At 42.7% G+C, this 10,866-nt stretch carries 16 protein-coding genes and 1 pseudogene; 4 read left to right on the top strand and 13 right to left on the bottom strand.

Annotated elements, in window-relative coordinates:
* Window positions 1-3: 3 nt before the first annotated feature.
* The 10 genes and pseudogenes from ACEW9J_RS21200 to ACEW9J_RS21155 all read right to left on the bottom strand — a co-directional run.
* Window positions 4-354, bottom strand: coding sequence for a DUF4926 domain-containing protein (locus ACEW9J_RS21200; RefSeq protein ID WP_373547070.1), 351 nt, complete (start codon window positions 352-354; stop codon window positions 4-6).
* 3 nt (window positions 355-357) lie between these two features.
* On the bottom strand, window positions 358-1,620 hold the full coding sequence (locus tag ACEW9J_RS21195; protein WP_373547069.1) for a restriction endonuclease subunit S: 1,263 nt from the start codon (window positions 1,618-1,620) through the stop codon (window positions 358-360).
* Window positions 1,621-1,684: 64 nt separating this feature from the next.
* Window positions 1,685-2,032: a DUF86 domain-containing protein gene (locus tag ACEW9J_RS21190; protein ID WP_373547068.1), complete on the bottom strand. Its 348-nt coding sequence runs from the start codon at window positions 2,030-2,032 to the stop codon at window positions 1,685-1,687.
* Window positions 2,029-2,322, bottom strand: coding sequence for a nucleotidyltransferase family protein (locus ACEW9J_RS21185; RefSeq protein ID WP_373547089.1), 294 nt, complete (start codon window positions 2,320-2,322; stop codon window positions 2,029-2,031). Before ACEW9J_RS21185 ends, ACEW9J_RS21190 begins: the two co-directional genes overlap by 4 nt.
* Window positions 2,323-2,324: 2 nt before the next feature.
* Window positions 2,325-2,708: a hypothetical protein gene (locus ACEW9J_RS21180; RefSeq protein WP_373547067.1), complete on the bottom strand. Its 384-nt coding sequence runs from the start codon at window positions 2,706-2,708 to the stop codon at window positions 2,325-2,327.
* A 67-nt stretch (window positions 2,709-2,775) separates the two neighbouring features.
* Entirely contained in the window at window positions 2,776-3,057 is a 282-nt protein-coding gene (locus ACEW9J_RS21175) for a type II toxin-antitoxin system YafQ family toxin (protein WP_373547088.1), read from the bottom strand.
* Window positions 3,029-3,265, bottom strand: coding sequence for a hypothetical protein (locus ACEW9J_RS21170; RefSeq protein ID WP_373547066.1), 237 nt, complete (start codon window positions 3,263-3,265; stop codon window positions 3,029-3,031). The genes ACEW9J_RS21175 and ACEW9J_RS21170 overlap by 29 nt, the downstream gene beginning before the upstream one ends.
* Before the next feature lie 30 nt (window positions 3,266-3,295).
* Entirely contained in the window at window positions 3,296-3,601 is a 306-nt protein-coding gene (locus ACEW9J_RS21165; RefSeq protein ID WP_373547065.1) for a HigA family addiction module antitoxin, read from the bottom strand.
* Between the two features lie 20 nt (window positions 3,602-3,621).
* Window positions 3,622-3,915 (bottom strand): type II toxin-antitoxin system RelE/ParE family toxin, encoded by a 294-nt coding sequence (locus ACEW9J_RS21160; protein ID WP_373547087.1) that lies wholly within the window; start codon window positions 3,913-3,915, stop codon window positions 3,622-3,624.
* A gap of 117 nt (window positions 3,916-4,032) precedes the next feature.
* Window positions 4,033-4,719, bottom strand: a pseudogene (locus ACEW9J_RS21155) (N-6 DNA methylase); the annotation flags it as partial.
* A gap of 351 nt (window positions 4,720-5,070) precedes the next feature.
* On the opposite strand from ACEW9J_RS21155, the gene ACEW9J_RS21150 reads away from it, so the two are divergent.
* A complete protein-coding gene (locus ACEW9J_RS21150) occupies window positions 5,071-5,367 on the top strand; it encodes a hypothetical protein (RefSeq protein ID WP_373547064.1) in 297 nt (98 codons plus the stop codon).
* 1,093 nt (window positions 5,368-6,460) lie between these two features.
* Here the strand turns inward: ACEW9J_RS21150 and ACEW9J_RS21145 are convergent.
* Window positions 6,461-6,637, bottom strand: coding sequence for a hypothetical protein (locus tag ACEW9J_RS21145; protein ID WP_373547063.1), 177 nt, complete (start codon window positions 6,635-6,637; stop codon window positions 6,461-6,463).
* A gap of 189 nt (window positions 6,638-6,826) precedes the next feature.
* On the opposite strand from ACEW9J_RS21145, the gene ACEW9J_RS21140 reads away from it, so the two are divergent.
* Entirely contained in the window at window positions 6,827-7,591 is a 765-nt protein-coding gene (locus ACEW9J_RS21140; protein ID WP_373547062.1) for a ParA family protein, read from the top strand.
* Entirely contained in the window at window positions 7,584-8,159 is a 576-nt protein-coding gene (locus ACEW9J_RS21135) for a hypothetical protein (protein ID WP_373547061.1), read from the top strand. The genes ACEW9J_RS21140 and ACEW9J_RS21135 overlap by 8 nt, the downstream gene beginning before the upstream one ends.
* Here ACEW9J_RS21135 and ACEW9J_RS21130 read toward each other — a convergent pair.
* Window positions 8,151-8,576 (bottom strand): restriction endonuclease, encoded by a 426-nt coding sequence (locus ACEW9J_RS21130; protein WP_373547060.1) that lies wholly within the window; start codon window positions 8,574-8,576, stop codon window positions 8,151-8,153. The genes ACEW9J_RS21135 and ACEW9J_RS21130 overlap by 9 nt on opposite strands.
* Window positions 8,577-8,679: 103 nt before the next feature.
* Here ACEW9J_RS21130 and ACEW9J_RS21125 point away from each other — a divergent pair, with 103 nt between their 5' ends.
* Window positions 8,680-9,354, top strand: coding sequence for a flavin reductase family protein (locus ACEW9J_RS21125; RefSeq protein ID WP_373547059.1), 675 nt, complete (start codon window positions 8,680-8,682; stop codon window positions 9,352-9,354).
* Between the two features lie 74 nt (window positions 9,355-9,428).
* Here the strand turns inward: ACEW9J_RS21125 and ACEW9J_RS21120 are convergent.
* Window positions 9,429-10,866, bottom strand: a 1,438-nt coding sequence (locus ACEW9J_RS21120; RefSeq protein ID WP_373547058.1) for an ATP-dependent RecD-like DNA helicase, incomplete at its 5' end; no start/stop codon positions are given.

Here is a 10,866-nt window from a genome sequence, read left to right as displayed (position 1 = left end):
GGGTTATTCTGCGTCAAAGTTGGGGGCTGCTCTCATTGCATCTCTGGGGGTTTCTGGTAGTTCAAATTTGCCGAGATCTGCGAAGCGTCGATCGATCGCGGTAGCAAGATCGAGTTGGGATAATGATTCTGGGTTTAATACAGTGTACAGATTGCTTTGAGCTTGCCAAACAACAATAAATTGCTGGGGAGATAGAACACACAGGGCGATAGTTTCTCCAGCTTCATTACTAAATTCAACTTCAAAATGATTTGGAGCGTGACATTCAACAATGGTTCCTTGAGTGCCGAGCGATTGCTGAAATTCTGGTAAGTTAACTAAGAGTTCTACAATATCAAATAATTCTGGTTTCATCGGCTATTCTTTAACACGGATTTGACCGCTCATTAGTTTAGGTAGTAAAGCATCACGGGTTTTAGTTAGGATCTGAATCGAACTATCATTGTTTATGATTTTATCGTTCAGAGGACTAATAATGTTTTCAAATATATTTAATGATTCACTACAAGGAATTATAATTTCGATATCAGAGAATGCTGTTTTATTAATGATCGGCATTGTTGAACCTCCAAGAGCAATATTTCTCAATAGCTTATATTGATTTTTTAAATAATTAAAAATATATTCATGAAAGTAGATTTTGTCAAACAATATTATTGAATTAATTTGCTGATTAGTCATACAGGAGATAGCTGTTTTAACCACTTTGCCCATGTCAGATCCTATACAAGTTACTATGATTGAGTTTTTAGGAATAATATAGTTTTTAAATTTGGTACTAGCTAGTCGAGAAATTTTTCTTTCAGCCCCAAGAATATATTTTCCATAATTCTTAAAATCAGTAGGAGTGATAAAAGGCAAATCCTCTCCCCACAATTCAGGACTTTGTGTGCTAGGAGTCTTTCCAGTAATAATTTTCCCAACATCTCCCAATTTCCCAACCCGCCAACCTTCGGGAATATCGCCTAAATCCGATCGAACCATTGCACCACCAGATGATTTGTAGGGCTTGCCGTCTGGGTTGGGGAACTCGAAATCTATAAACCAATGCTTGAAGATCGATCGGGCTATCTCTTCTAGGGTTTCATTTTGTCGTTTGAGGTTATCGATTTTAGCGTCTAGAAGAGATAGAGTTTTCCCAATTTCTTTCTGTTGTCCTAAATCTGGATGTTTAACAATAATTTCGCTACAATCTGCAACCCGCATATGCTCGACTGTAGATCCCATGCCACAGCTTTTTATTTGATGTTTTACTTCTCGTGATAGGAAAGCATAAAACAAAAAATCTGGATCTACAATATTTACATTAGGTCGATACATCATCAGACGTTGACCCAGAAATAAATTTTTTCCGTCTATAATTTTTCCGAGTTCACCTAAGGGAGCTTCTCCTGTTAAAACAATATCTCCTTTCTTTAAAGTAGATCTCCTAGTCCACTTGGTGAATATGTCTTCAGTGACATAATTTGTACTTGACAGGTCAATACATCCGTCTTTTACATTAGATGTTCTAATCATTCGATAAGGCGTGACTTTTTCAACTGTTGGCGCAGTTTTATTCACACAATCAATGATTGCTTCACAAAGGGTATGTATTTTGCTTTCTTTCCATTCACTCATTACTCAACCCACACCCTTACTAATAAACCAACTCTCGATCGTCATCAAAATATCAATTCTCCAATCATTCCAACAACTGGCTAGCAATACCTTCAACAGCCTTTTTCAGTGCTGGTAAATAGTTATCGACAATATCCCAAATCCGATTTAGATCGATACCATTGAGATAATCATGAACCAAGACATTTCTAAAACCCGACAAAGCCCGCCAATCCACATCTGGGGCAGTTTGTTTGAGATTGTCGGATAGCCGTTGAGTCGATTCTGCCATCGTTTGCAGACGGCGTAAAACCCCATCCTGGACTAAATCATCACTAATAAATCGTTGCTTATCACTGCCCGTATACTGGTTGATTTTGTCTATACATTCTAGAATATGCTCGACATAAACTTTGTCCTTTTCTAGATTCATAGAGATTTCGCCTCAGCTAATACTCGCTCCTTAATTAAATGACTCAACCCCTGCTCAGTCACAATATCCACCTTGCGATCTAATAAATCTTGTAAGTCCATCAACAACCCACCTGGAAACCACGCCGAAATCTTCTGGAGATCGTAATCTACCAATAGATCGATATCGCTAGTTTCCGTCTCCTCACCTCTAGATACTGAACCAAACACCCGCACATTAAATGCCCCATGTTTCGCCGCCACAGCGAGAATATCCTCGCGCTTTTCCTGTAATAGCTGCTGTAATTTCATCATCAATTTTCCTCATCATCTTCTAATGGTGCGTCGAGGTCGATCTCGACTTGGGCGACCAATAGTTGAATCCGGTTCACCAGATCGGAGCTAATCGGACTAACAATATCACCGAAAATTTCAATTTTTCCCGCTAATTCAGTTGAAAAAATCCGACGTTTAATAGGGGGTAACTCCATCTCTTCTTCTAGTAGATAAGACTTTACATCTTCAAAACTCCCCCGTCTAGCCGTCCCCTCTTCCACCGCCTTAAAAGCTATTTGAGCATTAGCCAAAATCTCCGCGCCTCGCTGCTCAACTCGTCGCTTGCGAATTAGCTCGAATAATTCATCTTGGTCTTCAGTTGATAATTCTTCAATTAAATCTATCATTTCTTGAAAAGTCATTGTTTCATCACCTCATTAGAATCGAATTTTCAACATCTTTAGATATCGCCGATCTTAAACCCAATCTTCAATAAACCTCGTCGTGAGAGCCGATATTAACTAGTAAAATAAACATTTCTAATATCTCCTCATCTTCAGAAAGACTGAAAATAACCCGACAATCATAAGCGACAGAACAAGACCATAATCCGGCTAACTTGCCACCTAGTCGATGGGATTTTAATGATGGAGTAAATGGATCGTCAGCTAACAGAATTAGCACCTCAGTAATCCGGTCTTTTAATTGAGGATTTTTCCTGACGATCTTCTTAAAAGATCGCTTAAATCCAATACTCCAAACAATTTTCATCATTATCTCCTAGTAGATCGGCAATCAAATCTTGGACGCTGCCTTTCTTAGCCGTCCCATCTTTAATCGCTTGCTGCAACTCTCGATAATTAGCTAAAGTTTCAGTCTCCTGTTCCTCGATTCTTTGCTGGCGAATTAGATCGAATAACCGATCGCGTTCCTCAGTCGATAAACTGCCAATTGAATTTACGATTTCTTGAAAAGTCATTACTTCACCTCTGCTCGATAAACTTCAAGATTAGCTGACTACATACGTTTCAATCTTAGCAACCGTCTGAGCTTCTGACTCATTTGCATAATAAAGATCCCAGCGCACCTGTAGATTTAGCCAGAAATCACTAGAAACATTGAAAAACTTAGCCAATCTCAGAGCCGTACTGGGAGTAATACCACGCTTGCCATTGACGATTTCATTAATCCGTTGATAGGGAACGTAGATAGCATCGGCTAACTCTTTTTGAGTTAACCCCATCGGTTCTAAAAATTCAGCTAATAGCATTTCACCTGGATGAGTCGGCGATCGATGAGTAGGAATACGAACCATAATTATTAATCTCCAAAACGTTAGTGATAATCGACAATTTCTACATCTTCCGCACCAAGATCCGACCAGTAAAAGCAGATGCGATATTGCTCATTAATGCGAATGCTATACTGTCCGTCCCGATCTCCTGTTAGCTTTTCCAATCGGTTTCCTGGGGGGACGCTCAATTCTTCAACACTAATTACAGAATCGATTTGGTCGAGTTTTCTAGTTGCCACTCTCCAAATTGATTCTGGACAAAGTTTCCGCGCTGCTTTCGTACTTGCACCGTTGAAGATATCTTCTGTTTCAGTATTTTTAAATGATACTATCATCATAGCATGATAGCACGGATGCCATGTAGGATTCTCTAGATTTTGGTTTGATTCTCCTACCACTTAAATATCACCAATATCGAACCCCACCTTCAACAACTGAGTTTTAATCTCCGCATCCAACCGCCCCTGGTGATGGCGGACGAACTTTTCACTTTGGACGAACATTCCCCCCGAACCACAGCAAGGATCGAATACCCGCCCATTATAAGGTTCGAGAATTGCCACCAACAGCCGGACGATACTTTCGGGCGTGTAGAACTGTCCGCCCTTCTTACCTTCAGCCAGGGCAAATTGTCCGAGAAAGTACTCATAAACTTGTCCGAGTAAATCCTGTGCCACCGCCTCCGCACTACCCAACTTAATCGAACCAATCAAATCGATTAAGCCACCCAGGGATTTTTGGTCGAGTTTCTGCTGTCCATATACCTTGGGCAGAATCCCTTTCAACCGCTTGGCGTTCTCCTTTTCGATCGATTCCATCGCCAAATCGACCGTCTTACCGATATCCGTCTGTTTTGCCTGAGCTTGCAGATACGCCCACCGCGCCTCTACAGGCACGAAAAACACATTCTCCGCCGAGTACTCATCCCGATCTTCAGGGTCGGCTCCAGCGTAATCACCCGCGCCTGAAAGCAGCTTATCGTGCAGGACATCAAAGGCATCAGAGATGTATTTGAGGAAGATCAGCCCCAGCACGATGTGCTTGTATTCCGCCGCGTCGATGTTCTTGCGGAGCTTATCGGCGGTCTTCCATAATTTCTGCTCGAACGAGTCGGAGTTATTCTGCTTTGCTACTGCCATCTGGAATTAGTCGATCTGGGTATACCTGAAGTCATTACTATCGCTCATTTTGGACGTATTCGAGCATTCACCTCGGAATTTTGTAGATGCGATCGATAGTTAAGTTGCAAAACTTACTTGAGTTGGCATCTCAAATTATTGATTTAATATCTCAATTTGAATTTAAGTAAATATTTATAAGTACGATCGGTAATAGTTGAGAAATTGCTCTGTCATCTCAAATATACAAAAGATTGAATCTCATATTGTTATATTAATTACTTCGCGTGGCAACAATCGGTAATATAATAAAAAGAGTAATAACTAAATTAGTTACTACCCAAAATCAAAATATTTCTTTAACTATTCTACATGAAACTGCGCGGAGATCGCATTCCTGGTCGCAGCGGTACTCTCTGCCAACGCATTAAGAAAAAGAAGTTACGCAACGGCGAGATTCGGGAATATCCATTAGTAAGTATCGACCGTAACGTTAACAACGTCTTGCATTGGTTTTGGCACTTGAGTTACAAGCAAAAAGAACCAGATGGCAAGTACAAATCCCATACCGTCTCCGTTAGACCCGAACAAGTAGCTGCCGTAAAAGTACTAATCGCGGGGAATGCACAGCTAGAGGTGGTTTTGAGCTATATTTACAGTTCCAAGTAATTACTTGGAACTATGCTAAATCGGTTAAGCTGTTGCTAGCAGACAGTTTTAAGCGATTTAGCATGAATGATATTGTTATCTGTTCGCGATAGACTGTTAAATAAAACCTTTAATAGCTATATATTTTGACCACTTAATTAGTTCCAAGTAATTACTTGGAACTAATCAGCCCGTACAATCCTTGCCAGTTGCTAATGTTGGCCAGATCGATCTAATTCCTAGATCGATATTTAAAGGCTGAAATGACTGATGAATCTAGATTTGAAGCGATGGGTTAGTTCCAAGTAATTACTTGGAACTAGTTCTGGCGATTGGGAGTAAGTTAAGGTGCTAATTGCTGGAAATATATAGCTAAAGACGATTCTAGCTTGTTCGATTAGTTCCAAGTAATTACTTGGAACTATAATAAAGCTCATAACCTATGTTGAATAACATTTCTAGTCGATAGATGTCCATCGACCAGCAGCGAATTTTAAACCAAGCTATCGGAGTTTAAATAGCTTGGTGCCTGGGTTTAAACGATTAAACTAGTTCCAAGTAATTACTTGGAACTAGTTTAGGCAAACAAGCGACCGAATTAAGCACGAGTTAACGATCTGGTGATACTGAGAATTGGTTTAAATGGTGATTGGTAATTCCTCACCTACCCGCCGCTAACTCCTTCCTGCTGGCATGGTACGGGGAATGCGCGACGTTTTCGTTCAAAACTTCTGCCCTGCGGGGCGGCTGGTTTTTGACCGTCCGAGCCTCCAAAATTTTCTAGCTCCTCTTGCAAATTGCTGGAGATCGGTTCGGACAGTCACCGCTACGCTAAAACCAGCTTAGGTGACTAGCTTTTGCGTTCGCGTACAGAATTTCTAGATCGACCCAACCAGAGATAGAGGTAAAAATCTTGCTCCTCGCCGCTACTAAACCTTGTAAATCGATCTCAAACTCACTTGGCGAGGAGTTGATTTTTACCGTCCGAAGTTGTTGAATTAAATTGCCAAATATTGAATTACAATGAAGTCTAACATATTTACTGTAACTGTCTCAACAAAATTTTGTAGCACTCTTGCATTTGAAAACGATTGTAAGTCGAATACAGCCCAGTTCAATTTTTAGCCTCGACTACCGAGTAGTAATATTCTGGTGCTGACTCAGCATCAACAACCCGTAAATCTAATTCCAGCTTTCTGCCTATATTGATTTCAATTTGGTCTTGGACTTCGATTGTTACCCGCATTGTCTTTTCTAGCTTGTGAGCGATCGCTCTAGCATCCTTGCTCACGATCGGTTGAGTACGCTCTATATTTTCTCAATAGTTTTGTCTACTTAATCCTGACAGTCGCAGCGATTAGTACCAGCAAACAATATATTCCAGTGGGGAAGCTTAAAGGTCGAGATCGAGCATTTATGGAAACAAGATGATAGTATAAGTTTCTAGACATGTAGATATCTAGACATCTAGGAGGTTTGTATGAAAATCTGTGCCTTTATCTCTTTGAGTGGGGGTCAAGGGAAAACGACTGCTGCCTTCTTCACGGCTCTTCTCCTTGCCCAGCAGGGTAAACGGGTACTCGCGATCGATGCCGATCCCCAAGCTAATCTGACTTTTTATCTCGGACAGGAAGTTGAAGAGAACGAACCCAGCTTAATGGAAGTATTGACAGGAGTTGTGACTACTGAAGATGGGATTTATGCCACTCAGTATCCTAATCTATTTGTGATTCCTGCCGATCGCAGTTTATTTAAAGTCTCAGACTTTCTTGCTAGTAGTGGCACGGGTGCCTTTATCCTCAAACTACGGCTCAAGGCTGTTGCCGACCTCTTCGATTATGTAATTATTGATGTTCAGCCTTCTCGTTCCCAAATCTGCCTGACTGCTCTGGGCGCGGCAGATCTAGCGTTAATTCCGGTGGAGTCCAATACGAAGGGAGTGAATAGTCTGATCGATACCCTCAAGTTTGTAGGCGAACAGACGAATCTCGCAGCCTTCACAGGCTCGATTTTAGGAGTTATCCCCTTTCGCGATCGCTGGGTAGGTAATACTCAGACTGTAGACAGTAGGGAAAATATCGCAGCAATGGCCGAGTTATTTCCCGATTTGACCATCTTCCCTTCAATTAAAGAATCAGAACAGTTTAAAAAAGGGATTCGCCAAGGTAAAACACTTACCGAACTAGGACACGAACAACTAGAATATCCCTTTACTAAACTTATGGAGGTACTGACCCGTGACTGATGCTCTAGAACGAATCAAGAATCGTCAACGTCCAGAAGTCCCCAGACGCGATCCTGGGATGACTCCTACCCCTACTATAGTTGTAGATACTTCGACATCTAGCAACTCTGATATCGAAGTACCTAAATATCCAGATATCCAGATATCTACACTTCCAGATCTTGAGAAATCAACAATCTCTCCTGCTGAAGCTATTGAAGCTATTGCTTCAGCCAATTCGACATCCAATGAGTTAAAGATATCCAGACTTCCAGATATCCAGATATCTAGAAATCTGGATATTGCGAATAATAGAATCTCTACTGGCACTGAGGGATCGCCACTGACGATCGATGTTAAACAGACCACCCTCCGGTTAGAAAAAGCTCTCAATGATGAATTACATGCTTTATGCTACCGAGAACAGATTTGTCGTGAAGTGTTGATTGAAGCGATGTTTCTAGAGGTTGTCAACACACCCGAACTATTAAATCGCATCCTTGTTCAAGCTCAAGAACGCCAGCGGAAAAGAACCACAGTGGCTAACCACAAACGCGCCCTTTCAATGGTGCAGCGACTGTCAAACTAGCTCAATTGCTAGCTCAATCTGCTCGATCGATTCTACTGGCAGTCGAGGCAATCGCTCGATGAGATCGGTAAAAGTCATCTGATAATTACTTGGCTTTCGACGCGAACGGCGGTTGGTAGGCAGCTTTAACTTCAGTGATAACTGCCCTGGTGTCGGCTGGGGACGATGGCGGTGCATTCTTAAATGACACCCGCTGCATAAACAAACTAGATTGGACGTGTCATTCTGGGCGGGATTCCCATCCAGGTGGTGGACTTGCGCTGAGAGTTTGCGTCTGAGCGAGAGATCGAGATGGCGGTAACTATTATGTGGAGGCAAACACTTCAAACCGCAGCGGTTACAACGATAACCTGCTGCTTGCTTAACGGTGGCTGCAATGTCCGACCAATTATCTGGATAATCCAGCGTGAGAGCCATAATTCTAATCTGAGATTTTAATCTTCACCGCAAAGCTTGCACGTTGCTAATCGACGATCCTTCACAATATAAATTGTCCCATGCCATCACCCTCATAAATCCCATGTCACAAAATCCTCACGATCGAACTGTCGTACAGCCCTACTTAGGATTTGACTGCACCAAGTTATCCCCAACCGAAGCCTATCGATTGCTCAACCATCTGGTTGCACCGCGCCCAATTGCCTTTGTATCGACCATCTCTGCTGACGGTATTCCGAATTTGGCTCCGTTTAGCTTTTTTATGGCGGGTGGACTCAATCCACCCTCAGTTGCCTTTTCACCACTTACCAATCGCCACGGACAGCTCAAGGATACACTCCAAAATATTCAAGCCACTGGTGAGTTTACAATTAATATCGTCAGCGCAGGAATGCAAGAGCGGGTGAATACTGCCTCGATCGATTTTGAATCCGGCGTGAGTGAATGGGAGCAAGCTGGTTTTACTCCAGCACCCACAGTTAAAGTTCGTCCATCACGAGTAGCCGAGAGTTTGATGGCGATGGAATGTCGGCTCTATCAAATCGTCTCGCATGGTAATGAGGTAAATTCCGCCAACTACGTCATCGGCGAAGTCGTCTACTTCCACGTCGCTGAGTACTTGATGGTAAACGGGGAAATCGATCCAACTCAGGTAAACTATATCAGTCGCATGGGTGGTAATTGGTACGATCTAGTCACCAGTGATTCGATGTTTGAATTGAGTCGTCCACAAAGCCCTAAAGAGATGAATACTTAATTTTGTGGCATTTGTCGTCAGGAGATCGTGGTATTGTCCCCAAAGGTAAAATATTTGATTGAGAGACGTAGATTTTAAGATTGATGGATTGTAGATAATGTATTTCCTCCCAATCTTGCTGGTAAACGAGTATATCTTTTCCCCATCCGATCTTGTCTCACCGCCAAACCAATTGCCTTATTCGATCCTACGACGATCGCTAACTTCTTCGCCCGCGTCAATCCGTTATACACCAAATTCCGCGATAACAACAAATAATGCTGCATGTACAGCGGCAAAATTACCACCGGATACTCCGAACCTTGGGATTTATGAATTGAAATCGACCAAGCTAACCCTAATTCATTCAAGTCCGCATAGTCATAGATAACTTCTCTACCCTCAAACTGAATCATCACCTCATGCTCGGTTGAATCGATCGAGCCAACCACCCCCAAATCCCCATTAAATACCTCTCGGTCGTAATCATTTTTAAGTTGAATCACCCGATCTCCCACCCTCAAAATATCCCCACCCCGATTAATTTGAGCTTTCTCAGGCGCGGGAGGATTGAGCAACTCTTGCAACACCTGATTTAAGTTCCTAGTTCCCACCACCCCTCTCGTCATTGGACATAGCACTTGGACATCGGTAACGGGATTAAAACCTAAACTAGGAATAAAATCTCGAATCAGTTCACAGATTGTTTGCACCCCATGTTCCGGCTCAAAACCACCACTATGCCACAAACAATCCGACTGCGGCGCGTCGGAAATCGTTTCGAGAGTGGGATACTGTCCGCGATTAATTTGGTGAGCTGCACGAATAATCCCACTCGATTGAGCTTGACGGAATACCTGAGTCAGCCTGACTACTGGAATCCGACCCGACTTAATCAGATCGCCTAACACGCTCCCTGGCCCCACCGAAGGCAGTTGATCGATATCTCCTACAATCAGTAAATGAGCATCAGTCCGAATCGCCTTAATTAGAGAATTTGCTAGAAACAGATCCAGCATCGAAGCCTCATCGACGACAATTGCATTGTGAGGCAAAGGCTCCTCTACACCCCGTTTAAATCCTCTAGTCGCCGGATCGAACTCCAATAGACGGTGAATGGTTTTAGCCTCTATTCCAGCCATTTCTGACAGCCTCTGAGCGGCTCTACCCGTCGGTGCGGCCAGGGCAATTTTCTTATCCATTGCCTTCCATAAAGCAACAATCGTGCGAGTACAGAACGTCTTCCCACAACCTGGGCCACCAGTCAGAATCATCACCCGTTGGGTTGCTGCCATCTCCACCGCTTGCTGCTGTTCGGGCGAGAGATTAATTCCCTGACTTTGAGTGAACCTATCGATCCAACTGCGGACGCGGGGTAAATCTACTGACTGAGGCTGTTCGAGTAGTTTGAGGATAGAAATGGCTAAATTCTGTTCGGTGTAGAAGAAACTGGGTTGGAAATACAACGGAATTTCCTCTACTGTTTCCAGGATTAGATCCTGTTGCAGACTCATGTCCCGCAACACTTCTAAC

It is taken from the genome of Chamaesiphon sp. (genome assembly GCF_041737865.1).
Taxonomy (GTDB): Bacteria; Cyanobacteriota; Cyanobacteriia; order Cyanobacteriales; family Chamaesiphonaceae; genus Chamaesiphon.
Note: the sequence above shows the minus strand (reverse complement) of the source record. Positions and strands in the feature narration are given on the sequence as shown.